25 protein-coding genes and 1 pseudogene are annotated in these 24,248 nt (G+C 67.3%); 18 read left to right on the top strand and 8 right to left on the bottom strand.

The genetic code is table 11. The annotated features are described in order from the left end of the window. Positions 1 to 52: 52 nt before the first annotated feature. A complete protein-coding gene (gene pdxH, locus E3T23_RS08775; protein ID WP_174843862.1) occupies positions 53 to 694 on the top strand; it encodes a pyridoxamine 5'-phosphate oxidase in 642 nt (213 codons plus the stop codon). A gap of 28 nt (positions 695 to 722) precedes the next feature. Here the strand turns inward: pdxH and E3T23_RS08770 are convergent, their stop codons facing one another. Genes E3T23_RS08770 through cysK form a run of 3 tightly spaced genes read right to left on the bottom strand, consistent with a single transcriptional unit; the run spans position 723 to position 3,307 of the window. After that, on the bottom strand, positions 723 to 1,733 hold the full coding sequence (locus E3T23_RS08770; RefSeq protein WP_134370003.1) for an isopenicillin N synthase family dioxygenase: 1,011 nt from the start codon (positions 1,731 to 1,733) through the stop codon (positions 723 to 725). 27 nt (positions 1,734 to 1,760) lie between these two features. Next, positions 1,761 to 2,339, bottom strand: a complete 579-nt coding sequence (epsC, locus tag E3T23_RS08765) for a serine O-acetyltransferase EpsC (protein WP_134370002.1) — start codon at positions 2,337 to 2,339, stop codon at positions 1,761 to 1,763. Positions 2,340 to 2,368: 29 nt separating this feature from the next. Next, positions 2,369 to 3,307 carry a cysteine synthase A gene (gene cysK / locus E3T23_RS08760; RefSeq protein ID WP_134370001.1) on the bottom strand — a complete coding sequence of 313 codons (939 nt, stop codon included), beginning with the start codon at positions 3,305 to 3,307 and terminating at the stop codon, positions 2,369 to 2,371. A 112-nt stretch (positions 3,308 to 3,419) separates the two neighbouring features. Here cysK and prmC point away from each other — a divergent pair, with 112 nt between their 5' ends. The 14 genes and pseudogenes from prmC (at position 3,420) to E3T23_RS08690 (ending at position 15,739) form a co-directional block, all read left to right on the top strand. Next, the gene (gene prmC / locus E3T23_RS08755; RefSeq protein ID WP_134370085.1) at positions 3,420 to 4,313 is read left to right on the top strand and encodes a peptide chain release factor N(5)-glutamine methyltransferase; all 894 of its coding nucleotides are present in this window, start codon (positions 3,420 to 3,422) and stop codon (positions 4,311 to 4,313) included. 39 nt (positions 4,314 to 4,352) lie between these two features. Beyond that, positions 4,353 to 5,120, top strand: a complete 768-nt coding sequence (locus E3T23_RS08750) for an L-threonylcarbamoyladenylate synthase (RefSeq protein ID WP_134370000.1) — start codon at positions 4,353 to 4,355, stop codon at positions 5,118 to 5,120. Between the two features lie 2 nt (positions 5,121 to 5,122). Continuing rightward, positions 5,123 to 6,346, top strand: a complete 1,224-nt coding sequence (locus tag E3T23_RS08745; protein WP_134369999.1) for an MraY family glycosyltransferase — start codon at positions 5,123 to 5,125, stop codon at positions 6,344 to 6,346. After that, the gene (locus tag E3T23_RS08740; RefSeq protein ID WP_134369998.1) at positions 6,343 to 6,816 is read left to right on the top strand and encodes a Cg1360 family ATP-synthase-associated protein; all 474 of its coding nucleotides are present in this window, start codon (positions 6,343 to 6,345) and stop codon (positions 6,814 to 6,816) included. Before E3T23_RS08745 ends, E3T23_RS08740 begins: the two co-directional genes overlap by 4 nt. A gap of 172 nt (positions 6,817 to 6,988) precedes the next feature. Continuing rightward, a complete protein-coding gene (gene atpB / locus E3T23_RS08735) occupies positions 6,989 to 7,777 on the top strand; it encodes a F0F1 ATP synthase subunit A (protein ID WP_134369997.1) in 789 nt (262 codons plus the stop codon). 48 nt (positions 7,778 to 7,825) lie between these two features. Continuing rightward, positions 7,826 to 8,079: pseudogene (locus E3T23_RS08730) on the top strand (ATP synthase subunit c family protein). A 29-nt stretch (positions 8,080 to 8,108) separates the two neighbouring features. Further along, positions 8,109 to 8,660, top strand: coding sequence for a F0F1 ATP synthase subunit B (locus E3T23_RS08725; RefSeq protein ID WP_134369996.1), 552 nt, complete (start codon positions 8,109 to 8,111; stop codon positions 8,658 to 8,660). Next, complete coding sequence (locus tag E3T23_RS08720; protein WP_134369995.1) at positions 8,660 to 9,457, top strand: F0F1 ATP synthase subunit delta; 798 nt, start codon at positions 8,660 to 8,662, stop codon at positions 9,455 to 9,457. Before E3T23_RS08725 ends, E3T23_RS08720 begins: the two co-directional genes overlap by 1 nt. Positions 9,458 to 9,543: 86 nt before the next feature. Next, positions 9,544 to 11,181, top strand: coding sequence for a F0F1 ATP synthase subunit alpha (atpA, locus tag E3T23_RS08715; protein WP_134370084.1), 1,638 nt, complete (start codon positions 9,544 to 9,546; stop codon positions 11,179 to 11,181). Between the two features lie 102 nt (positions 11,182 to 11,283). Next, positions 11,284 to 12,186, top strand: a complete 903-nt coding sequence (locus E3T23_RS08710) for a F0F1 ATP synthase subunit gamma (protein WP_134369994.1) — start codon at positions 11,284 to 11,286, stop codon at positions 12,184 to 12,186. An 18-nt stretch (positions 12,187 to 12,204) separates the two neighbouring features. Further along, positions 12,205 to 13,668, top strand: coding sequence for a F0F1 ATP synthase subunit beta (atpD, locus tag E3T23_RS08705; RefSeq protein WP_134369993.1), 1,464 nt, complete (start codon positions 12,205 to 12,207; stop codon positions 13,666 to 13,668). Positions 13,669 to 13,670: 2 nt separating this feature from the next. Then, entirely contained in the window at positions 13,671 to 13,937 is a 267-nt protein-coding gene (locus E3T23_RS08700) for a F0F1 ATP synthase subunit epsilon (protein ID WP_134369992.1), read from the top strand. Between the two features lie 5 nt (positions 13,938 to 13,942). Continuing rightward, complete coding sequence (locus E3T23_RS08695) at positions 13,943 to 14,713, top strand: YaaA family protein (RefSeq protein ID WP_134369991.1); 771 nt, start codon at positions 13,943 to 13,945, stop codon at positions 14,711 to 14,713. Between the two features lie 45 nt (positions 14,714 to 14,758). Then, positions 14,759 to 15,739 carry a malate dehydrogenase gene (locus tag E3T23_RS08690; protein WP_134370083.1) on the top strand — a complete coding sequence of 327 codons (981 nt, stop codon included), beginning with the start codon at positions 14,759 to 14,761 and terminating at the stop codon, positions 15,737 to 15,739. 28 nt (positions 15,740 to 15,767) lie between these two features. Here E3T23_RS08690 and E3T23_RS08685 read toward each other — a convergent pair whose 3' ends face one another. From E3T23_RS08685 to E3T23_RS08675, 3 genes are all read right to left on the bottom strand, one after another. Next, positions 15,768 to 16,388 carry a DNA-3-methyladenine glycosylase I gene (locus tag E3T23_RS08685; protein WP_134369990.1) on the bottom strand — a complete coding sequence of 207 codons (621 nt, stop codon included), beginning with the start codon at positions 16,386 to 16,388 and terminating at the stop codon, positions 15,768 to 15,770. Beyond that, on the bottom strand, positions 16,385 to 16,885 hold the full coding sequence (locus tag E3T23_RS08680; protein WP_134369989.1) for a methylated-DNA--[protein]-cysteine S-methyltransferase: 501 nt from the start codon (positions 16,883 to 16,885) through the stop codon (positions 16,385 to 16,387). Before E3T23_RS08680 ends, E3T23_RS08685 begins: the two co-directional genes overlap by 4 nt. A gap of 97 nt (positions 16,886 to 16,982) precedes the next feature. Next, positions 16,983 to 18,101, bottom strand: a complete 1,119-nt coding sequence (locus tag E3T23_RS08675) for a N(5)-(carboxyethyl)ornithine synthase (protein WP_166806257.1) — start codon at positions 18,099 to 18,101, stop codon at positions 16,983 to 16,985. A 177-nt stretch (positions 18,102 to 18,278) separates the two neighbouring features. Between E3T23_RS08675 and E3T23_RS08670 the strand changes: the two genes are divergently transcribed. Genes E3T23_RS08670 through E3T23_RS08660 form a run of 3 tightly spaced genes read left to right on the top strand, consistent with a single transcriptional unit; the run spans position 18,279 to position 22,590 of the window. Continuing rightward, positions 18,279 to 18,869 carry a TetR/AcrR family transcriptional regulator gene (locus tag E3T23_RS08670; RefSeq protein WP_134369987.1) on the top strand — a complete coding sequence of 197 codons (591 nt, stop codon included), beginning with the start codon at positions 18,279 to 18,281 and terminating at the stop codon, positions 18,867 to 18,869. An 8-nt stretch (positions 18,870 to 18,877) separates the two neighbouring features. Then, positions 18,878 to 20,611 carry an ABC transporter ATP-binding protein gene (locus E3T23_RS08665; protein ID WP_134369986.1) on the top strand — a complete coding sequence of 578 codons (1,734 nt, stop codon included), beginning with the start codon at positions 18,878 to 18,880 and terminating at the stop codon, positions 20,609 to 20,611. Next, positions 20,608 to 22,590 (top strand): ABC transporter ATP-binding protein, encoded by a 1,983-nt coding sequence (locus E3T23_RS08660; RefSeq protein WP_134369985.1) that lies wholly within the window; start codon positions 20,608 to 20,610, stop codon positions 22,588 to 22,590. Before E3T23_RS08665 ends, E3T23_RS08660 begins: the two co-directional genes overlap by 4 nt. A 24-nt stretch (positions 22,591 to 22,614) precedes the next feature. On the opposite strand, the gene E3T23_RS08655 is transcribed toward E3T23_RS08660, so the two are convergent. Both E3T23_RS08655 and E3T23_RS08650 read right to left on the bottom strand, forming a co-directional pair. Continuing rightward, positions 22,615 to 23,007 carry a TraR/DksA family transcriptional regulator gene (locus E3T23_RS08655; RefSeq protein ID WP_134369984.1) on the bottom strand — a complete coding sequence of 131 codons (393 nt, stop codon included), beginning with the start codon at positions 23,005 to 23,007 and terminating at the stop codon, positions 22,615 to 22,617. Between the two features lie 196 nt (positions 23,008 to 23,203). Then, the coding region (locus tag E3T23_RS08650; RefSeq protein ID WP_134369983.1) for a molybdopterin-dependent oxidoreductase at positions 23,204 to 24,248 on the bottom strand (1,045 nt) is incomplete at its 5' end.

Below are 24,248 nucleotides of genomic sequence, written 5' to 3'. Positions count from 1 at the left end.
ACGGAGGCCGGGCTTTTCGCATCCTCCGTTCGACAACGAGGCGAGGATGCTGATGGAATCCCTGACGAGTCACACCGACTACGGCGCAGTGAGCCTGACCGAGGACATGGTCAACCCTGACCCGATGCTCGAGTTCGCGGCCTGGCTGGCGGCCGCCGAGGCGGCCGGGGTCTACGAACCCAACGCCATGGTCGTCGCCACCGTCGACCCCGACGGCCGGCCGAGCAGCCGCACCGTGCTGCTGAAGGGGCTCGACGGCAGCGGGTTCGACTTCGTCACCAACTATGACTCGCGCAAGGGGCGCGCGCTCCGGGTGAACCCCGGCGTGACGCTGCTGTTCCCCTGGTACTCGATGCAGCGCCAGGTGATCGTCTACGGCACCGCCGAGGCCACGGATGCCGCCGTCAGCGACGCCTATTTCGCGCGTCGGCCGCGACCCGCCCGCATCGCCGCCCTCGCCAGTGAACAGTCGAAGCCGATTGCGAACCGCGAGCTGCTGGAGGAACAGGTGCGGGAGGTCGAGCGCCGCTACCCGGGCGACTCGGCGATCCCACGCCCGGTCACCTGGGGCGGATTCCGGGTGGTTCCGCACGCCATCGAGTTCTGGCAGGGTCGCACGTCCCGACTGCACGACCGCCTGCGCTTCACGGCGCAGGAGGGCGGCGGCTGGACGTTGGAACGCCTGCAGCCGTAACGAACGCCAGAAGCCGGCCCGGTCCCGGCTACAGGGCCAGGTCGGAGTAGTGGATCGCCGCCACGTCCGGGTGCGCGCGCAGACGGCTCTTCAACGCGTTCTCCCCATAGGTGGAGAAGATCGGATTATCCGGGTCGGCCGTGACACCGGGAGCCTCGAGTGCGTCCGGCACGGTGAGCAGCGGGATGGTCGCGTCGAGCGCGGGGCCGAAGAAGAACGGGATCGAAACCCGGTCGTCGCCGATCAAGGGCGAGATCACCCGGTGCACGGTGGCCTTGAGGTAGCCGTTCGTGGCCACCTCGAGCAGTTCGCCGATATTGACGACGAAGGCGCCGTCGAGCGGGGGAGCGTCGATCCAGGCGCCATCCTTCTCGACCTGCAGGCCGCCCTTGCCCGGTTCGACGAACAGGAGCGTCAGCACGCCGGAGTCCTTGTGCGCGCCCACACCCTGTCGCGGGGTGGGATCGGACTTGCCGGGGTAACGCACGATCTTGATCAGCGTGAACGGCTTCTCGGCGAAAGCCGCGTCGAACACGTGCTCATCGGCGCCGAGGGACAGCGCCCAGGCCTGCATCAGGCGCAGGGCGACCGCGTTGAGTTCCTCGCGCCAGGCGGTCATCACCTCTTCGAGAGCGGGGAGCGCGGACGGCCACTGGTTCGGTCCCTCGAGTCGCAGGTAGTCGGCATCCGTGGGCCTTGGCAGTGCCGGTCGTTCCGGCCCGATGTCGATCTGCTCGCGCCAGTCGACCCTGCCCTGGGTGAGTTCGCCGCCCACACGGGTGTAGCCCCGGAAGTGCGGGCTCTTCAGATTCTCGATCGCCATCTTGTCGGCTTCGGGGAGGGCGAAGAAGTCCCGGGCGGTGCGCATCACCCGGTCGGTCAGGTCCGCAGGCACACCATGACCGGTCAGGTAGAAGAACCCGAAGGAGTGGGTGGCCTCCCGGAGGTCGGTGCGGAATGCCTCCGCTTCCGCGTCACCCCGGTCGAGTCGCGAGAGATCGAGAACGGGGAGGGTGAGGGGTGCGGTGTCGGTGCTCATCGGTCGGTGCTCATCGGTCTGGGTTCCTCACTCGTCGCCGGGCTGCAACCCGCGGGCGGATTCGATCGTGTCGGGGCTGGCCGGCTGCACGGTGGCGGGGATGCCGAGCAGCAGTGACTTGGACGGGGCATCCCGGGTCACCACCGCGTTGGCGCCGATGGTGCTCCAGGCGCCGATGACGATGGGTCCGAGCACTTTCGCCCCCGCGCCGATCGTCACCCCGTCCTGCAGTGTGGGATGCCGCTTCTCACCACGGGTCACTCCGTGCCGGGTCTTCCCGCCGAGGGTGACCCCGTGATAAAGCATCACGTCGTCGCCGACGTCCGAGGTTTCCCCGATCACCACGCCCATGCCGTGGTCGATGAACAGCCTTCGGCCGATCCGGGCGCCGGGGTGGATCTCGATCCCGGTCAGGAATCGGGTGAACTGCGACAGGAGCCGGGCCGGCAGCCGCAATCCTGCTTCCCACAGCCGGTGCGACACCCGGTACGACCACACGGCGTGCAGACCGCTGTAGGCCAGGAACACCTCAATGTTGCTGCGAGCGGCAGGGTCGTGGGCGCGCGCCATCGCCATGTCCTCCCGGATGCTGGAAAAGACTCCCATTCGCTTCCTTGCCTGCCGGGTTCCGCCGACTAGTCCAGCAGGTCCTCGTAGAGCACGGTAGAGAGGTAGCGTTCGCCGAAGCTCGGCATGATCGCGACGATGGTCTTGCCCGCGTTCTCGGGGCGCTTGGCCTGTTCGATGGCCGCCCAGACGGCCGATCCGCCGGAAATGCCGGAGAGGATGCCCTCGTCCGTCGCGAGCTGTCGCGCCGTGGAGACGGAGTCGGCGAGAGTGACGTCGGTGACCTCGTCGTAGACCTGCGTGTCCAGAACGCTCGGGATGAAGTTGGCGCCGATTCCCTGGATCTTGTGCGGTCCGGGCTTGCCTCCGGTGAGGATGGGGGAGTCGATCGGCTCGACGCCGACGACGCGCACGGAGGGCTTGCGTTCCTTGAGCAGCCGGCCGGCGCCCGTGATGGTGCCTCCGGTGCCGATCCCGGCGACGAGGATCTCGACGGCGCCCGCAGTGTCGTCCCAGATCTCAACACCCGTGGTCGCGAAGTGGATGGCCGGGTTGGCCGGGTTGTCGAACTGGCGGGCCAGGATCGCCCCGGGGGTGGCGGCGGCGATTTCCTCGGCCTTCGTGACCGCGCCGCGCATTCCCTCGGAGCCCGGCGTCAGCACAATCTGGGCGCCGTAGGCGCGCAGCAGCTGACGGCGTTCGCGGCTCATGGTCTCCGGCATCGCCAGGATGACGGTATACCCGCGGGCGGCGCCCACCATGGCCAGGGCGATCCCGGTGTTGCCGCTGGTGCCCTCGACGATGGTTCCGCCCGGAGCGAGCTCGCCGGACGCCTCGGCCGCATCGACGATCGCGATCCCGATCCGGTCCTTCACACTGCCCGACGGATTGTAGAACTCCAGCTTCACCAGCACGGTGGCGTCGAGGCCCGCGGTGAGCCGGTTGAGCTTGACCAGGGGGGTCTTGCCAACGGCAGCGGTGATATCGGAGTAAATCTGAGCGGGCATCGGGGTCGCCTTTCGATCGGGTTCACTAACCTCGCCCAGCTTACGGCTACGGCATCGGGCAGGCGCGTGGGTTACATTTCAATACGTGACAACTCCGCCCGGCAACGATTCCATTCCCACCAGCGCCATTCCCACCAACATTGCCGAATTGCGGAGCCTGGCCATCGGTACCCTGTCCCGGGCCGGCATCAGCGATCCCGACGTCGACGCCGATCTTCTGATCGGCCATGTTCTCACCCAGAGCCGCGGCCAGGTGCAGGCCGCCGCCATCCTGCGCACCATCCTCAGCGCCACGGATGTCGCGGCCGTCCTGGAACTCGTTCAACGCCGCTCCCTGCGCGAGCCGCTGCAGCACATCACCGGGCGGGCGCCCTTCCGCTCCCTCGAACTGTTCGTCGGGCCGGGTGTATTCGTTCCCCGCCCCGAGACGGAGCAGGTGGCGCAGTTCGCCATCGACGCACTCCGGGCCCTGCCCGATGCGGAGCCGATCGGCGTGGACCTCGGCACCGGCAGCGGCGCGATCGCCCTGGCCCTGGCGGTCGAGGTGCCGAACGCGCGCATCTGGGCGGTCGAGAATTCGCCGGAGGCCTTCCCCTGGACGTCCCGCAATTTCGAGCACGTAGCCGCGCCGAACGCCACGCTGGTGTTCGGCGACCTCGCCGACGCGCTCATCGAACTCGACGGGACCGTGGCCGTGGTCATCTCCAACCCGCCCTACATCCCGGCGGATGCGATCCCGCGGGACCCCGAGGTGCGTCTCTTCGACCCGGCCAGCGCCCTGTTCGGCGGCCTCGACGGGCTCGACGTGGTGCGGCACGTCTCCCGCACGGCCCTGCGCCTCCTGCGCCCCGGCGGCCAGGTCGTGATCGAGCACGGCGAGCTGCAGGGGGCTGAAATTCGGGACCTGCTGACCGCCGACGGCTGGCGCGCCGCGGCCACCCACCGCGACTACACCACCCGCGACCGCGCCACCACGGCCCTCGCCCCGGTTCCCGCCGACCGGTGAAGCCGTTCCCTCAGGGTGGCTGGACTAGAATCGGTCACAATGACTCGCATCTATGACTGCTCGGTTGACACGGAATACGCGGCCGGCATGAGGCTCGCGCGCTCGGCCATCGGCCGCGGCGCGCTCGTCGTCATCCCCACCGACACGGTCTACGGCATCGCCGCGGACGCGTTCGACCCGGATGCGGTGCAACGGCTCCTCGACGCCAAAGGCCGTGACCGTTCCTCGCCGCCGCCCGTTCTGATCCCCGGCATCCCCACCCTCGACGCCCTGGCCCAGAACATTCCGCAGCCGGTGCGCGAGCTCGTCGCCGCGTTCTGGCCCGGCGGCCTCACGGTGGTTCTGAACGCCCAGCCGTCGCTGGCCTGGGACCTGGGGGACACCCGAGGCACGGTGGCCCTGCGGATGCCGAGCAACCCGGTTGCCCTCAACCTCCTCTCCGAGACGGGGCCTCTGGCCGTGTCATCCGCCAACACGAGCGGTCGGCCCTCCGCCATCGACGTGGACGGCGCCGAAGAGATGCTCGGCGACAGCGTGGCCGTCTACCTTGATGGTGGAACAGCCGGTCTCGGCTACGAACCCATCGGCGACCGGCCCGGGGATACCTCGTCGACCATCGTGGATGCCACCGGTTTCGACTCGAACGGCGGAAAGGTGCTGATCGTGCGAAACGGTGTGATCTCCCGGGCGGCCATCGAATCCGTCATCGGTGAGGCGCTGGCGCCGATCGGGTTCGGCTTGCCTGGGGAAGAGCTCCCCGCCGCGGCGACGCCCGACCCGGCCCCCCCTGCGGCAGACGCGGGCTAGCCATGACCGTCTTCATTCTGCTCAGCCTCGTCTCGGCTCTGGTGACCTTCGGGTTCTCCGTCATCGTGCTCAAGCTCAGTCACCGCTACCGCCTGTACCCGAAGATCCGCGAACGCGATGTGCACACCCGTCCCACGCCCCGCCTCGGCGGGATCGCGATTTTCGTCGGCATCGTCGCCGCCTTCGGGGTGGCCTATCTGGTCGCGGCCCGCTTCGCGCCGCTGCGGCTCATCTTCAGCGATCCCCAGCAGATTCTGGCCATCCTGGGCGCAGCACTGCTAATCGTGCTGCTCGGGGTGGCGGACGACCTCTGGGACCTGGACTGGATGACCAAACTGGCCGGGCAGTTCATCGCGGCCGGCCTCATCGCCTGGCAGGGTGTGCAGGTCTTGTCGCTGCCGATCGGCGGCCTGACCGTCGGCTCCTCCTGGATGTCGATCCTGATCACCGTGCTCGTGATCGTGATCGTGATGAACATGATCAACTTCATCGACGGGCTCGACGGGCTGGTCGCGGGAGTCGCGCTGATCGCGAACGGAGTGTTCTTCCTCTACAGCTATCTGCTGGCCCGGGATACCTCCCCGAGCAACTACTTCAACCTCGCCTCGCTGATCGCGGCCATCCTGGTGGGCGCCTGTATCGGGTTCCTGCCGCTCAACTGGAGGCCGGCGAAACTGTTCATGGGGGATGCCGGCGCGCTCCTGGTCGGTTTGCTGATGGCGACGTCCGCGATCGCGATCACGGGCCAGGTCGACCCGACCGCCGTCAACCGGTCGCAGCTCTTCCCGGCCTTCATCCCGATCATCCTGCCCATCGCCATCCTGATCATTCCGCTTCTCGACTTCGGTCTGGCGGTCTTCCGGCGCGTCCGGGCCGGCAAATCACCCTTCAGCGCCGACCGCAAGCACCTGCACCATCGGCTCCTGGACATGGGCCATTCGCACCTGCACGCCGTGCTGATCTTCTACGGCTGGACCGCGGCCGCATCGGTCGGTTGCCTGCTCTACTTCCTGCTTCCGGTGCATTTCGGGCTCCCCACCTGGTATGCCACAATCTTCCTGATCGTCGCGCTGCTGGTCTGCACCCTCGTCACGCTGGCTCCCCTGAGTCGGCGCAAGGCCGTTGAGGCCGCCAGCCAGCTCGCCCGAACGGCCGACCACAGACAAGAAATCGCCCGACTCGATCGCCTCGATGAGGCATCGGCGACGGCGGAGGAGAAGGTATGACCACCGCACCACCCCGTCCGCCCCAGCCCACCTCGGTTCCGGTCCTGCGTCGCATCCTCGTTCACGGTTCGTTCCTCGCCGGAGGGATCGCCCTGGTCGGAGCCGTCATCGGCGGCTTCGTCGCCGGCGGCTCCGGCGTTGTGAGTGCCCTGATCGGCACCCTGATGGCCGTGGTCTTCATGGGCATCACCGCGGGCAGCATCCTGTTGGCCAACCGCTTCGCCGGCACGTCAGCCGCCATCGGTGCCTTCTTCGGCATCGTGATGGGCGGCTGGCTGGTCAAGTTCGTGGTCTTCCTGGTGCTGATGGTCCTTCTCAAGGACCAGCCCTGGATCCAGCCGGTGGTGCTGTTCCTCAGCATCATCGCCGGGGTCGTGGGCTCGCTCCTGGTCGACGTTTTCGTCCTGATGAAGAGCAGAATGCCCTACGTCAGCGACATCACACTCCCCGCTCCATCCGACCAGGGGTGACGGCGCGCCTCGATTCGGTCCCGGGCCCAATCTTTGCTATGGTTAGCCACGGTTCGCCCCGGTCTTTCTATGCCATGTTGCACAGCTGCCCGGCCCATCATTCGTCACCGCGAGAGCAGAGCTCCCCGCCCCGAAACAGGAGAAAGCGCTGCTAGAAACCGCCGTAAACCTGATGATTCCGTTTGCCACCGACGAGGGTGGTTTCAACGGTCCGACGATTGGCGAATTCTTCCCGGAGGCGATTTTCTTCGCCGGGACGCCATTCGAAATCAACCGGATCATGCTCGTCCGATTCCTGGCCGTGGCCGTGCTGCTGCTGGTCTTCTGGCTGGGCACCCGCCGCATGAAGGTCATTCCGACCCGCATGCAGAGCATCGTCGAGATGGGCCTGGACTTCGCCCGGGTCAACATCGCCGAGGACATCCTCGGCAAGAAAGACGGCAAGCGTTTCCTGCCGTTGATCACGACCATCTTCTTCATGGTGCTCTTCCTGAACATCACCGGGCCGATCCCCTTCCTGAACATCGCCGGCACCTCCGTGATCGGGGTTCCGCTGGTTCTGGCCCTCGTGGCCTACGGCGCATTCATCTACGCCGGCGTCAAGAAGAGCCCGGGTAACTTCTTCCGCAACGCGCTGTTCCCTCCCGGGGTCCCGCCGTTCCTTTACATCATCGTGACGCCGATCGAATTCATTTCGACGTTCGTTATTCGGCCGATCACGCTGACGCTGCGGTTGCTGATGAACATGATCGTCGGCCACCTGCTCCTGGTGCTGTTCTTCAGCGCCACGCAATTCTTCTTCTTCACGGCAGACGGCGGATTCAAGCTGTTCGGCGTGGGCACCCTGGTCTTCGGCTTCGCTTTCACGCTGTTCGAAGTTCTGATCGCCCTGCTGCAGGCCTATATTTTCGCCCTGCTCACCGCTGTCTACATCCAGCTCGCGCTGGCTGAGGAACACTAAACAACAAGTCCAGCACTTGCTGAATTTGTCACTACGGAAGGAAACATGTTGGACGCAACAACCGTTCTCGCGGAAATCAACGGCAACATCGCGACTGTCGGTTACGGCCTCGCCGCAATCGGCCCGGCCATCGGCGTGGGTATCGTCGTCGGCAAGACCATCGAGGGTGTCGCCCGTCAGCCTGNGGTGTCGCCCGTCAGCCTGAACTGGCCGGCCAGTTGCAGGTTCTGATGTACATCGGCATCGCCTTCACGGAGGCACTCGCCTTCATCGGTATCGCCACCTACTTCATCTTCGTTTAGTCCTCTTTTCTCTCTAGTCAGGAGGCACGATGTTTAACGCAGTGATTGCAGCTGCTGCAGAGGGGGAGTCGGCGAACCCGCTCCTCCCCGCGGTCTACGACATTGTCTGGTCCTTGGTCATTTTCGTCGTCATTCTGTTCTTCTTCTGGAAGTACGTACTGCCGAAGATGCAGAAGCTGCTCGACGACCGTGCCGAGGCCATCGAAGGCAACATCGCCAAGGCGGACGACGCTCAGCGGAAGGCCGAAGCTGCCCTCGAGCAGTACACGGCCCAGCTCGCCGACGCTCGTGCCGAGGCCGGCCAGATTCGGGAGCAGGCTCGCGCCGACGGTCACAAGATCGTCGCCGAGCACAAGGATCAGGCTCTGGCCGAGGCCGCACGCGTGACCTCGAGCGCCAAGGCCCAGATCGAAGCAGAGCGTCAGGCGGCAGTTGTCTCGCTCCGCTCCGAAGTGGGCACCCTGGCCATCGACCTCGCATCCGGTGTCATCGGCGAAAGCCTGGCCGACGACGCGAAGGCCAGCGCCATTGTCGACCGTTTCCTGGCTGATCTTGAGGCCTCGGAGAAAGCAGCTAAGTAATGGGAAGCGCCACCAGAGAAGCTTTGGCCTCGTCGCGGGCGGCACTGGCTGCCCATGGCAGCACGGCCGATCTGGCGACGGGTGAGAGCCTGTTGAACGCCGGCCGTGTCATCGGTGAATCGTCACAGCTGTTGTCGGCTCTGGCCGACCCGGCAGCGGATGACGCGGCGAAGGCCGCGCTCGTTCGCGTGGTCTTCGCGTCGGGGCTGACCCCGACGGCCCTCGAGCTGGTTCAGGCGGTCTCCGCGACGCGCTGGTCCAGCCACGACGACCTGCTTGCCGGGATCGAAGACCTCGGCTTGCGGTCCATCGCGACGTCGGCCCCGTCCTCCGGCGTAGTCGAAAGCGAACTATTCGCCTTCGGCACGGCGGTGTCGTCCAACGCCGAGCTCGAACTTGCCCTGGCCAGCAAACTGGGGAAGACAAGCGCCAAAGTCGGCCTGGTCAACTCGTTGCTGGCCGGCAAAGTCACCGAGCAGACCCTCACGATCGTCCGACACCTCGTGCAGCAGCCTCGCGGCCGCCGCATCGGCGAATTGCTGCGCTATGCGGCATCCATCGTCGCGGACCAGGCGGGCACTTCGATCGCCACGATCACGTCGGCTGCCGCACTGGCCCCGGAGCAGGTCGAGCGCCTACGCGCCAGTCTCACGGTGCGCTACGGGCGCCGGCTCAGCATCAACCAGGTTGTCGACTCCGCTCTTGTCGGGGGCGTTCACGTTCAAATCGGTGACGATGTCATCGATGGCAGCATTGCCACCCGCATCAAAGATCTGAGACTCCAGCTCGCTGGCTGACCGCTTCAGCCAGTACCACACACCTCGGGACGGCAGCGTCTCGTGCACGACAGAACCTGTACACCCAGTACAGAAAAGGGAAGATGATGGCAGAACTAACGATCAGCCCCGATGAGATCCGCGACGCTCTCCAGGACTTCGTGAAGTCCTACGAGCCGAACAAGACCGCAACGACCGAGGTTGGCTACGTCACCACGGCCGGCGACGGTATCGCCCACGTCGAGGGCCTTCCCGGCGTGATGGCCAACGAGCTCATCAAGTTCGCTGACGGCACCCTCGGCCTCGCCCAGAACCTGGACGAAGACGAGATCGGCGTCGTCGTACTCGGCGAGTTCGCCGGCATCGTCGAGGGCATGGAGGTGCACCGCACCGGTGAGGTGCTTTCCGTGCCCGTCGGCGACGGCTACCTCGGCCGCGTCGTCGACCCGCTCGGCGCGCCCATCGACGGTCTCGGCGAGATCAAGAGCGAAGGCCGCCGCGCCCTGGAGCTTCAGGCTCCCGGCGTGATGGACCGCAAATCGGTCCACGAGCCGATGCAGACCGGTATCAAGGCCATCGACGCCATGATCCCGATCGGCCGCGGTCAGCGCCAGCTGATCATCGGTGACCGCCAGACCGGCAAGACCGCGATCGCGATCGACACGATCATCAACCAGAAGGCCAACTGGGCTTCGGGTGACGTCAACAAGCAGGTTCGCTGTATCTACGTCGCCATCGGCCAGAAGGGCTCCACGATCGCCGCCGTCAAGGGCGCGCTCGAGGATGCCGGAGTCATGGAGTACACGACCATCGTCGCGTCCCCGGCCTCCGACCCGGCCGGGTTCAAGTACCTCGCCCCGTACACCGGCTCGGCCATCGGCCAGCACTGGATGTACGCCGGCAAGCACGTTCTGGTCATCTTCGACGACCTGTCCAAGCAGGCCGAGGCTTACCGCGCCGTGTCGCTGCTGCTGCGCCGCCCGCCGGGACGCGAGGCCTACCCCGGCGACGTGTTCTACCTGCACTCCCGTCTGCTCGAGCGTTGTGCCAAGCTGTCCGACGCCCTCGGCTCCGGATCGATGACCGGCCTTCCGATCATCGAAACCAAGGCGAACGACGTCTCCGCCTACATCCCGACCAACGTGATCTCGATCACCGACGGCCAGATCTTCCTGCAGTCCGACCTGTTCAACGCCAACCAGCGTCCCGCGGTCGACGTGGGCATCTCGGTCTCCCGAGTGGGCGGTGACGCTCAGGTCAAGTCGATCAAGAAGGTCTCCGGAACCCTGAAGCTCGAGCTGGCTCAGTACCGGTCGCTCGAGGCCTTCGCGATGTTCGCCTCTGACCTGGACGCGACGAGCCGTCGCCAGCTGGGCCGTGGTGCACGCCTGACCGAGCTGCTCAAGCAGCCGCAGTACTCGCCGTACCCGGTCGAAGACCAGGTCGTCTCGATCTGGGCCGGCACCAACGGCAAGTTCGACGAGGTGCCCGTGGCCGACGTGCTGCGCTTCGAGCGTGGCCTTCTCGACCACCTCGGCCGCACCACGAGTGTCCTCTCGACGCTGCGCGACACGAACGTGCTCGACGACGCGACCATCGCGACGCTCGAAATCGAGGTCGACAAGTTCAAGCAGGAATTCCAGACGGGTGAGGGCAAGCCGCTCGCCTCGGTGGGCAAGGAACAGTTCGAGGCGATCGCCGCCGACGAAGTGAACCAGGAAAAGATCGTCAAGCACCGCCGCTAAGTGAGGCGGCCGCGTCCCCCACTCGCCCGAGCCGAGGGACGCGGTCGGCCTCACTCGATCACCCGCACCAATTCAGCACTGACAAGGAAGCACAGGAGACACATGGGAGCGCAACTTCGGGTCTACCGGCAGAAGATCAAGTCTGCCCAGACGACTAAGAAGATCACTCGGGCCATGGAGTTGATCTCTGCCTCGCGCATTCAAAAGGCCAAGGCCCGCGTCGCCGCGTCAACCCCGTTCGCCCTTGCCGTCACGCAGGCGGTGTCTGCGGTAGCCACCTACTCGAACGTCGCCCACGTGCTCACGACCGAACCGGAGAAGATCGAGCGCGCTGCGGTCGTCATCTTCGCCTCCGACCGTGGTCTGGCCGGGGCGTTCAGCTCCCAGGTCCTGCGTGAGGCGGAGTCGCTCAGCGAGTTGCTGCGCAGCCAGGGTAAGGACATCGTCTACTTCCTCGTCGGGCGCAAGGCCGCCGCGTACTTCAGCTTCCGCCGTCGCGTCTCCGAACGAATCTGGACCGGTTCCACCGATCAGCCGCAGTACGAGACCGCCCGTGAGATCAGCGAGGCGCTGCTCGAGGCCTTCCTCCGCGACGCGGAAGACGGTGGCGTGGACGAGATCCACGTCGTGTACAACCGCTTCGTGAGCATGGTCACCCAGCTTCCGCAGGTTGTCCGGTTGCTCCCGCTCGAGGTCGTCGAAGGTGTCGAAGAGCCCGGCGAGACCCAGGTCCTGCCGCTCTACGAGTTCGAGCCGGACGTCGAAACGGTGCTGGACTCGCTCCTTCCGGTCTACATCGAAAGCCGCATCTTCAACTCCATGCTGCAGTCCGCTGCAGCCGAGCACGCCGCACGTCAGAAGGCCATGTCATCGGCCTCCGACAACGCGGACAAGTTGATCAAGGACTACACCCGGCTGTCCAACAACGCCCGGCAGACCGAGATCACGTCGCAGATTTCCGAGATCGTGGGTGGAGCCGACGCGCTCTCATCCGCCAAGCACTAAACCAGAGAAGAGAGAGCAATGACTGACACCGCAACCGCGCCAGTCCATGCACCGGTCGAGACCGTCGCCGTGGGCCGGATCGCCCGCGTCACGGGCCCGGTCGTCGACATCGAGTTCCCGCACGACTCGATTCCGGGCATGTACAACGCACTGAAGACCACCATCGTCATCGGTGATGTGTCGACCGTGATCACGCTCGAGGTCGCCCAGCACCTGGGCGACGACCTCATCCGCGCCATCGCACTCAACCCGACCGACGGTCTGGTCCGTGGCCAGGAAGTCCGGGACACCGGCTCGCCCATCACGGTTCCCGTCGGAGACGTCACCAAGGGGCGCGTGTTCAACGCCATTGGCGAGGTGCTCAATGCGGAGCCCGGCGAGAAGATCGAAATCACCGAGCGCTGGCCCATCCACCGCAAGCCGCCGCCCTTCGACCAGCTGGAGTCCAAGACCCAGCTGTTCGAGACCGGCATCAAGGTCATCGACCTGCTCACCCCGTACGTCCTGGGTGGAAAGATCGGCCTGTTCGGTGGTGCCGGAGTCGGCAAGACCGTTCTGATCCAGGAAATGATCCAGCGCGTCGCTCAGGACCACGGTGGAGTGTCCGTGTTCGCCGGTGTCGGCGAGCGCACCCGTGAGGGAAACGACCTCATCCACGAGATGGAAGAGGCCGGCGTCTTCGACAAGACCGCCCTCGTGTTCGGCCAGATGGACGAGCCGCCGGGAACGCGTCTGCGCGTCGCCCTCTCCGCGCTCACCATGGCCGAGTACTTCCGCGACGTTGCCAAGCAGGACGTGTTGCTCTTCATCGACAACATCTTCCGTTTCACGCAGGCCGGTTCCGAGGTGTCGACTCTTCTGGGGCGCATGCCCAGCGCCGTCGGCTACCAGCCGACCCTGGCCGACGAGATGGGCATCCTGCAGGAGCGCATCACGTCGACCCGTGGCCACTCGATCACCTCGCTGCAGGCCATCTACGTGCCTGCCGACGACTACACCGACCCGGCTCCGGCGACCACCTTCGCCCACCTCGACGCCACCACCGAGCTGTCGCGGGAAATCGCGTCGAAGGGCCTGTACCCGGCCGTCGACCCGCTGACGTCGACCAGCCGGATCCTCGACCCCCGCTACCTGGGCGCCGATCACTACAACACGGCCGTTCGCGTCAAGGCGATCCTGCAGAAGAACAAGGAACTTCAGGAGATCATCGCGATCCTCGGTGTCGACGAGCTCTCCGAGGAAGACAAGGTCACCGTCTCCCGCGCACGCCGCATCCAGCAGTTCCTGTCGCAGAACACCTACATGGCCAAGAAGTTCACGGGCGTCGAGGGGTCGACGGTTCCGCTCAAGGACACCATCGAGTCCTTCACGGCCATCGCCAACGGTGACTTCGACCACGTGGCCGAGCAGGCATTCTTCAACGTCGGCGGCATCGCCGACGTCGAAGAGAAGTGGGCGAAAATCCAGAAGGAGAACGACTAGTCATGGCCTCTGCTCCGCTCCAGGTCAGCGTCGTCGCGGCCGACCACGAGGTGTGGTCCGGCGAGGCGAGCATGGTCGTCGCTCGCACCGTCGAGGGCCAGATCGGCATCCTCCCCGGGCACGAGCCCATGTTGGCCATCCTGGCCAGCGGTGAGGTGCGCGTGACCCTGAGCGGCGGCGAAAAGATCGTCGCCGAGGCGGCGGACGGTTTCCTGTCGGTCGCCAATGACGTGGTCACCATCGTGGCGCGCAAGGCAGAACTCGTCTAACCAGTGTGCTGATCCTGTTGCCGCCGTCCGAGACGAAACGTCTCGGTGGCACCGAATTGCCGCTTGACCTGCAAAACCTCAAGTACCCGTCGCTTGGATCCAAGCGGCGGGTACTTGTGCGTGCGGTGCAGTCGCTGGCGAAGCATCCGGATGCGATGATGTCGGCCCTCAAACTGGGCCGCACGCAGTCCGGCGAGGTGGAGCGCAACCGCGTGCTGTCATGCTCGCCCACGATGCCGGCCATCGACCGGTACACCGGCGTCGTCTACGACGCCCTCGACGCCGCCAGCCTCACCCCGCGCGATCGCGAGTGGGCCGGCCGGAACGTGCTGGTGCACTCCGCCCTGTTCGGGCCGGTCGGTGCTCTCGACCTCCTCCCGGCGTACCGGCTGTCCTGCGACTCCCGGCTGCCGGAACTGGCCCTGAAGAAGCACTGGGCAGACGCCGTGGGCGGTGTTCTGGCAGGCTCCGCCGGCCTTCTACTGGATCTCCGCTCGAACGGGTACGTTGCCCTCGGCCCCGCGCCGGTACGGTCCGACTCGCTGTTCCTGCGCGTGGTCACGGAGACGTCGGACGGGTACACCCGAGCCCTGAATCACTTCAACAAGAAGGCCAAGGGTGACTTCGTCCGGGCTCTGATCCGTCACGGTCAGTGCTTCGACACGGCTCGCGAGCTGCTCGACTGGGCGCCCGGGGCCGGCTTCTGGTTGCGCCCGGGTGCTGCCGGGGAACTGGATCTGGTCGTCCCCGCACCGGTCGCGGCGGTGCGAGGCTGACGCCGGGCCCGATCCGGCCCTAGGCTGGCTCTCGTGTCCACACCTATGAATGTCACCGTCACCGGCGCCGGCGGACAGATCGGCTACTCGCTGCTCTTCCGGATCGCATCCGGAGACCTCCTCGGCCCCACCACCCCCGTCAACCTGACCCTGCTGGAGATCCCGTCCGGGCGCGCCGCGGCCGAGGGCACGGCCCTCGAACTGCAGGACTGCGCGTTCCCCCTGCTGAGGTCCGTGACGGTCACGGAAGACCCCGTGCGGGCCTTCGACGGCGTGAATATCGCTCTTCTGGTCGGCTCCAAGCCCAGAGCGGTCGGCATGGAGCGGGTCGCCCTGCTTGAAAGCAACGGCCGCATCTTCGGCCCGGTCGGAACCGCTCTCAACGCGGGCGCGGCGGCCGACGTGCGCGTTCTGGTTGTCGGCAACCCCGTCAACACGAACGCCCTGGTGGCGAGCGCGTTCGCCCCCGACATCCCCGCCGAGCGGTTCACCGCCATGACGCGCCTGGACCACAACCGCGGCATCGCCCAACTCGCCAGCCGACTGGATGTGCACGTCGCCGAGCTGGACGGTCTCACCATCTGGGGCAACCACTCCGCGAGCCAGTACCCGGATGTCTTCCACGCGACCGCCGGCGGACGGCCGGTCGCCGACCTGGTCGAGCAGGACTGGCTCGCCGATGAGTTCATCCCCCGGGTGGCGAACCGGGGCTACGAAATCATCCAGGCCCGCGGGGCGTCGTCGGCAGCCTCCGCGGCCAGCGCCGCCATCGACCACGTCTACGACTGGGTCAACGGGACCGGTCAGCGGTGGACCTCGGTGGGAATCAGCTCCGACGGCTCGTACGGCGTGCCGGAGGGACTCGTGTGCTCCTTCCCGGTGCGGGCCGTCGACGGCCGCTGGCAGATCGTGCCGGACCTGGCGATCAACGCGTTCTCCCGGGCACGGATCGACGCGTCCGTCGCCGAGCTGATCGAGGAGCGGGAGGCCGTTCGCGCTCTCGGTCTGCTGCCGGCGCTCCGGTAGGGGAGCGCCGCCCGCAGAGCGGCTGGCGTCAGCCGTCGGCCGCCCGGTGGCATCCGCTCAGGTGGTCGTCGACGAGGCCCGCCGACTGCATCAGCGCGTACATCGTGGTGGGGCCGACGAAGGTGTAGCCGCGGGTGCGGAGAGCCCGGCTCAGAGCCGTCGATTCCGGCGTGATGGCCGGGATCTCCCCGAGTTCCCGCAGCCGGGCGCGGCGAGGTTCGGGCGCATGACTCCAGATCAGCCCGGTCAGGCTTTCGCCGAGATCCCGGGTGACCCGGGCGTTCCGGATGGTGGCCTCGATCTTGCCGCGGTGCCGGATGATGCTCGCGTCCGTGAGCAGCCGGGCGACCTCCGCTTCGTCCATCACGGCCACGCGGTCGACGTCGAAGCCGTGGAACGCGGCCCGGAATGCCGGCCGGCGCCGCAGAATCGTGATCCAGGACAGGCCGGCCTGGAACCCCTCGAGGCACAGCTTCTCAAAGAGGAGCCGCTCGTCCCGGAGCGGTCGCCCCCACTCCTCATCGTGGTAGCGCCGGTATTCGGGGTCGGTGCCGACCCAGCCGCACCGGGAGAGTCCGTCGTCGCCGAGGTTCAGCGAGGCGGGCGTCGTGGCCTCGGCCGGCCGTGCGCGGGTCGTTTCTGCGCTCATGAGCGGTGCTCGATCCCCTCGTGGTCCAGCAGCCAGACCTTGGTGGGCACGCCGTTGCCGCCGCTGTAACCGGTGATGCGGTGGTCGGCGGCCAGCACCCGGTGGCAGCCGATCAGGATCGGGACGGGGTTGGCCCCGACGGCGCCGCCCACGGCCCGGCCGGACCCCGGCCTGCCCAGCGAGCGTCCCAGCTCGCCGTACGAGGTCACTTCGCCGAAACCGAGTTCGGACAGGCGCTGCCAGACACCCTGCTGGAACGCAGTGCCCCCGGTCGGTGTGACGGGCAGGTCGAAGGCCGTGCGGGTGCCCGCGAAGTACTCCGTCAGCTGTCGGGCGGCACGGTCGAGCAGGGGTGACGGCTCCTCCGGGGTTTCTTCGAGGGGCAGGTGCCCGCCCTGTTCGATGGACAGGGAGAGGATGCGCTCGCCGTCACTGGTGAGTTCCAGCCGGCCGATGGGGCTGGGCAGCCGGATCAGGAAGGTTCCGATGGTCGTCATGCCTCGACTGTAGTCGGCGGCACCAGTCGACCCTCGCGGATTTCGGACCAGGCAGGGGGAACCCGGCCGGACCCTGCTGGGGAGGAGCCGACCGCCCTCAGTCGAGGTGGGCGTGGGGGTACTCCGCGGTGCGGCGCTGGAATGCGAGGACGTTGGGATTCTGGATGATGCCGTCGCGAATCTCGATGGCCCGCCGCAGGGTGTCGTTGGCGGTCCAGGCGGCCTCGCCCGCGAGCACGTCGTGCAGGTAGGGCAGCAGCGCCTCGCTGATCTCCCAGGTGGCCGAGTTCCAGAGATACGACGGGCTGTGGTCGACCGCGTAGTAGGTGACATTGCTGCCCACCAGGAAGGTCGGCTCGTCGAAAGTCGTCGATCGCGCCCAGCTGAATCCCATGCCGGTGTCGCAGGACACGTCGATGATCAGCGACCCCGGGGCGACCATCCCCAGATCGTCATCGGTCAGGAACGTCAGGGGGGCGTTCGTGTCCTGCAGCACGCAGTTCACGATGATGTCGTGACCGGCGAGGAATTCGGGCAGCGGCACCCGCTCGTTGTCCGGCAGGGCGTAGTTCTCGTGCGGCACGTCGCCGTGGCCGAGGCGCACGATCTGGGCGGAGTGGATCGGAGAGCTGACCGCGGTCACGTCCCGGTTGGTCAGCACCGTGACGTCGTAGACGCCGAGGGCGTTGAGCGCCGTCACGGCGCCCCGGGCGGTGGCCCCGAAGCCGATCACCGCGGCCCGGAGCTTACGGCCGTAGTCACCGGTCGAACCGATCAGCGACAGGGCGTGCATCACGGAGCAGTACCCGGCCAGTTCGTTGTTCTTGTGCAGCACGTGCAGGTGGAACTCGCCACCATTGGTCCAGTGGTTCATCGCCTCGAACGCGATCAGGGTCAGCCGTTTGTCGATCGCCAGTTGGGTGAGCTTCGTGTCCTGCACACAGTGCGGCCAGCCCCAGAGGACCTGCCCGTCGCGGAGCGCCGCGACATCCTCCAGCAGGGGTTTGGCAAGCAGGATGACGTCGCACTCCCGAATGAGGTCCGCGCGCGACCGCAGGCCGCCCACGAGCGGGGCCAGCGTGTCGTCCGACACCCCGAACTGCTCGCCGTAGCCGAGCTCGAGGAACATGCGCGCCCGGAGATCGGGATCGATCCGTTCGAAATGTGACGGATGAATCGGCAAACGACGTTCATTCGGCTTACCTGAACGCGACATAACTCCGAGCGTGTAACGACTCACCGGCACCCCTTTGCGATTGAGTCCTGTCTAGCACAGGCCGGCTGTCGGAGAGACCCGATCGGAGAGACCCGATCTGGATCCCGCACCTCGTCGCCGGAGCGCCGCTCACACTACCCCTTGATGAGTGAGCGCTCACTCAGATAGGTTGGGGAGATGTCCGGCAAACCTGTGCGCGCCAAGTCCCTGTCCGTCGAGGACCGGCAGTCGATGATCCTCGACGCGGTCACCCCGCTGCTGATCGAGCACGGGCAGGGCGTCACCACCCGGCAGATCGCCCAGTGCGCCGGGATCGCCGAGGGCACCATCTTCCGGGCCTTCGACAGCAAGGACGAGCTGCTCCGTGCGGCCATGGACCGCCAGCTCGACCCGGAACCCTTGCGCCTCGAACTCGCGGCGCTCGACCGGCACCGCCCGCTCGAGGAGCGGGTGCGCACCATGGTCACCCTCCTGCGCCGCCGCTTCGCCCAGGTCTTCGCGTTGATGACGGCGGTGGGCCAGGTGGGCAGACCCCACACGCACGACGTCGCGCACGAGTTCACCCTGCTGCTCGCCGACGTTCTCGCGCCGGACCTCCTGCGCCTCACGGTCACCCCGGAGCGGGCGGCGCAGGTCATCCGGATGATCGCGCTCGCGGCATCCGTGCCCCACATCACGGCCGGCCCCGTCTTCGACGACGACGAGCTGACCGCCCTCATCCTCTACGGCATCCTCGGCTCCCCGACGCCGCCGAACGCCACCCTCTAGGAGATCCGATGCTCTGGAAACTGCTTGTGAAGTACCTGCGGCCGTACCGGCGGCTGCTGGCGGCCGTCGTGGTGTTCCAGCTGGCCCAGTCGATCGCCTCGCTCTACCTGCCCACCCTCAACGCCGACATCATCGATGAGGGTGTCGCCACGGGCGACACCGAATACATCCTGCGTACCGGCGTCCTCATGCTGCTGATCACGCTGTTCCAGATCGTGTGCGCGATCATCGCCGTCTACTTCGGCGCGAAGGCCGCCATGGCGCTCGGGCGCGACCTGCGCGCCGCCGTCTTCACCCGGGTCGGCGAGTTCTCCGAGCAGGAGGTCACCCGGTTCGGCGCCCCGTCGCTGATCACCCGGTCGACCAACGACGTGCAGCAGGTGCAGATGCTCGTGCTGATGACCGCCACCATGATGGTCACCGCGCCGATCCTGTCCATCGGCGGCGTGATCATGGCCATCCGGCAGGACGTGCAGCTGTCCTGGCTGATCGCCGTGAGCGTGCCCGTACTTCTGATCGCCGTCGGGCTGATCATCGTGCGGATGGTGCCGTTGTTCCGGCTGATGCAGACCCGCATCGACACCGTCAACCGGGTGCTGCGGGAGCAGCTCACGGGCATCCGCGTCATCCGCGCGTTCGTGCGTGAAGACGTCGAGACCGTGCGGTTCGGCGAGGCGAACACGGATGTCACCGACACCGCCCTGCAGGCCGGCCGGCTGATGGCTCTGATGTTCCCGGTCGTCATGCTCGTGCTGAACGTGTCCAGCGTGGCCGTGATCTGGTTCGGGGCGTTCCGGATCGAGGACGGGTCCATGCAGGTCGGCACCCTGGTCGCCTTCCTCAGCTACCTGATGCAGATCCTGATGGCCGTGATGATGGCCACGTTCATGGCCGTGATGATCCCGCGGGCCACCGTGTCCGCCGACCGGATCGGCGAGGTGCTCGGCACCGAGTCCAGCGTGCGCCCGCCGCGGCACCCGGTCGTCGACACGATCGGCCGCGGCGAGCTGGAGCTCGTGAACGTGGGCTTCGCCTACCCCGGCGCCGAGCAGCCGGTGCTCTCCGACATGAGCTTCACCGTTCGCCAGGGCCAGACCACCGCGATCATCGGCAGCACCGGATCCGGCAAGACCACCCTGGTCAACCTGCTGCCGCGTCTCTTCGACGCCACCAGCGGCAGCGTACGGGTCAACGGGGTGGATGTGCGGGAGCTGCACCCGGACCTGCTCTGGGGCACTATCGGGCTGGTGCCGCAGAAGCCGTACCTGTTCTCCGGCACCGTGCGCAGCAACCTGCTCTACGGCAAGCCGGATGCCACGGAGACGGAACTCTGGCAGGCCCTGACCATCGCGCAGGCCCACGACTTCGTGGTGGAGATGCCGGACGGACTCGACGCCCCGATCGCGCAGGGCGGAACGAATGTCTCCGGCGGGCAACGGCAGCGCCTGGCCATCGCCCGTGCCCTGGTCAAACGACCCGAACTCTACATCTTCGACGACTCGTTCTCCTCGCTCGACCTGGCGACGGATGCCCGGCTGCGCCAGGCCCTGGCCCTCGGCACGGGCGGCGCCACCCTGGTGATCGTCGCCCAGCGGGTGTCGACCATCGTCGGTGCCGACCAGATCCTGGTGCTCGAAGGCGGACGCATCGTCGGCCGCGGCACCCACGACGAACTGCTCGACTCGAACGAGACCTACCAGGAGATCGTGTCATCCCAGCTCGCCGCGGAGGAGGCAGCATGAGCCAGACATCCGGGGCCACGACCACGACCTCGGCCCGGCCGCCCGCGCGCGGCCCCGGTCCCGGGCACGGCCCGTTCGGTGGCATGAGCGCCCCCGCCGAGAAGGCCATGACCTTCGGCCCGTCGGCCAGACGGCTGCTCGGCAGGCTGCGCCCGGAGCGGCTGTGGCTCGCGCTGGTCCTGGTCCTCGCCGTCGCGAGCGTCACCTTCGCCGTTCTCGGCCCGCGCCTGCTCGGCGAGGGCACCAACCTGATCTTCGCCGGAATCATCTCCCAGGATCTGCCGGCCGGGGTGAGCCAGGCACAGCTGATCGACCAGTTGCGCGCCTCCGGCGACACCGGGAAGGCCGACCTGCTCAGCGGGATGACCCTGACGCCGGGCCAGGGAATCGACTTCGCGATGCTCTCCACCGTGCTGCTCTGGGCGATGGCGCTCTACGTGCTGTCCTCGGCGTTCGCCTGGGTGCAGGCCTATCTGCTCAACGGCATCGTGCAGCGCACCGTGTTCCGGCTGCGCGGCGAGATCGAGGACAAGATCAACCGTCTCCCGCTGCGCTACTTCGACAAGGTGCAGCGCGGCGAGCTGCTCAGCCGGGTCACCAACGATGTGGACAACGTCTCGCAGAGCCTGCAGCAGTCCCTGAGCCAGGCCGTCACCTCGCTGCTCACGGTCGTGGGCGTGATCGTGATGATGTTCCTGCTCTCGCCCCTGCTGGCCCTGATCGCCCTCGTCACCGTGCCGCTGACCCTGGTCACGACCGTGCTGATCGCGAAGCGCTCCCAGAAGATGTTCGTCGCCCAGTGGACCCACACGGGCGAGCTGAACGGCCAGATCGAGGAGACCTTCACCGGTCACGCCCTGGTCAAGGTTTTCGGCCGCCAGAAGGAGGTCGAGCAGCGTTTCCAGGCCAAGAACGAGGAGCTCTTCGAGGCCAGCTTCGGCGCCCAGTTCGTCAGCGGCCTGATCATGCCGGCGATGACGTTCATCGGCAACCTCGTCTACGTGGGGATCGCCGTCGTCGGCGGCCTCCAGGTGGCATCCGGGGCCATGCAGCTCGGGGATGTGCAGGCGTTCATCCAGTACTCCCGGCAGTTCACCCAGCCTCTCGCCCAGCTCGGGTCGATGGCGAACCTGCTGCAGTCCGGTGTCGCCTCCGCCGAGCGGGTCTTCGCCCTGCTCGACGCCGACGAGCAGAGCCCCGACCCGGAGCCCGCCGAGAGCCCCGAGGCCTCCCACGGCCGGCTGACGTTCGAAAACGCCTCATTCCGGTACACCCCGGACAAGCCGCTGATCGAGAACCTCAGCCTGGTGGCCGAGCCCGGCCAGACCGTGGCCATCGTGGGTCCGACCGGGGCCGGCAAGACCACCCTGGTGAACCTGATGATGCGCTTCTACGAGCTCGACGCCGGACGGATCACCCTCGACGGCGTGGACGTCAGCCGAATGACCAGGGACGACCTGCGCGGTCGCATGGGCATGGTGCTGCAGGACACCTGGCTGTTCGGCGGCACGATCCGCGACAACATCGCCTACGGGCGACCGGATGCCTCGGAGGAGGAGATCCTGGACGCGGCGCGCGCCACCTACGTGGACCGGTTCGTGCACACCCTGCCCGACGGCTACGACACCGTGCTCGACGACGAGGGCGGCAACGTCAGCGCCGGCGAGAAGCAGCTGCTCACCATCGCCCGCGCGTTCCTCGCGAAGCCCAGCGTGCTGATCCTCGACGAGGCCACCAGTTCCGTCGACACGCGCACCGAGGTGCTCGTGCAGAAGGCGATGAGCGCCCTCCGCGCCGACCGCACCAGCTTCGTGATCGCGCACCGCCTCTCCACGATCCGTGACGCCGACCTCATCCTGGTGATGGAGGCCGGCCGGATCGTCGAGCTGGGCACGCACGAGCAGCTGCTGGCAGCGGATGGCACCTACCACGTGCTCTACAACGCCCAGTTCGCGGCGGCGGTCGCCGACGAAGCCTGAGGTCCGCACCGGCCGCTGCGCAGGTCAGGCCCGGCGCTGGGATTCCAGTTCGCGGGCGCAGTCGATGCACAGTTCGGCGGCCGGCCTGGCTTCGAGGCGTTCCCGTCCGATCGGTTCGCCGCGGCGGGTGCAGAACCCGTAACTGCCGTCCGCGATCCGCGCGAGCGCCTGGTCGATGCCCGTGGACTTCGCCGCCAGGTCGCTGTGAACGCCCGAGATGCGAGACCACTCCATGGTCAGGGTGGGGCCGTCGGGGTCGTGCTCGTCGTCGGCCGTGCCACTGTTGCGGGCCTCGATCACACCGTCGAGGGTGGTGCCGATCAGGCCGAGGGCGATATCGAGGTCGTACCGCTGGTCGCGGAGCAGCTTCTCGAAGTGCCGCAGGCCGGCGGCGGTCAGTTTCGTCTGGGTGCGCATGGTCGTCTACTCCGTTACCCGGTGGCGACGCGAGGCGCCGGCGCGAACTGTCGATGCGAAATTCCGGTGCATGATTCCCGTCCTCTCAAGTTGGGCACGCCAAGTCGGGCGCGGCGATACGCCGGCACACTGCGTGGTTGACGGTGTTGAGGATACGCCCGAGCCGGTCGGCTGTCGCGGGGCTGAGAAAACCGGTTCAGGCGACCGTGACCGGGCTGGAGTGCAGGCCGGTGGCCCCGTCGGGGATCACGTCCCGGCGCTCGGAGGTCTGCACCAGACCCGCGGCATCCGTCGCCCGCACCCGCAGGGTGTGCCGTCCGGCCGGGGCCGCCCAGACCCAGCTCCACTGCCGCCAGGTGTCGACCGAGATCGGGTCGGCGAGGGAAGCGTCGTTCCATTCGCCGTCGTCGACCTGCACCTGCACGCCCCGGATGCCCACGTGCTGTGACCAGGCGACGCCCGCCACGGTCACCGGTCCCGCCCTGACGTCGGCATTCCGGCGCGGCACATCGATCCGGGAGGAGAGCTTGACCGGTCCTTGCGCGGTCCAGCCGCGCGTGGTCCAGTACGCGGTCGCCTGGTCGAAGCGGGTGACGTTCAGTTCCACCACCCATTTCGTGGCCGAGACATAGCCGTACAGCCCGGGCACGACCATGCGCACCGGGTAGCCGTGCTCGAGGGGGAGCGGCTCCCCGTTCATCCCCACCGCGAGGATCGCGTTGCGCCGATCGGTGAGCACCGCGAGCGGGGTGCTGGCGGTCCAGCCGTCCTCGCTGCGAGAGAGCACCATGTCGGCGCCGTCGAGAGGTCGGGCCTGCGCCAGCAGCAGGCGGATCGGGTAGCCGAGCCAGGTCGCGTTGCCGATCAGGTCGCCGCCGACGGCGTTGGAGACGCAGGTGAGGGTGGTCGTGCTCTCCTCGAGGGGCAGGGCGAGGAGCTCGGCGAAGCCGATCTCGACCTCCTGCTCGACCATGCCCGTGATCTTCAGCGTCCAGGTTGCCGGGTCGATCCGGGGCACAGTGAGGGCGGTGTCGATGCGGTAGAAGTCGGTGTTCGGGGTGATCAGCGGGGACAGGCCGGGGATGTCCAGCGCGGCTCCCGCCGGGATCGGGGAGCCGGGAACGGCCGCGGCCGGCAGCGGGAAACGGGCGCGCGCGGCATCCGTCGCCCGGATGCCGGCCGAGATCAGCTGCCCGCCGGCCGCGGCGAGCACGCCCAGTCCGGCGCCGGCCCCCGCCCAG

Origin of the sequence: Cryobacterium cheniae (assembly GCF_004403395.1) — a bacterium.
GTDB classification, from domain to species: domain Bacteria; phylum Actinomycetota; class Actinomycetes; order Actinomycetales; family Microbacteriaceae; genus Cryobacterium; species Cryobacterium cheniae.
This window is presented reverse-complemented; position numbering and strand designations above follow the sequence as displayed.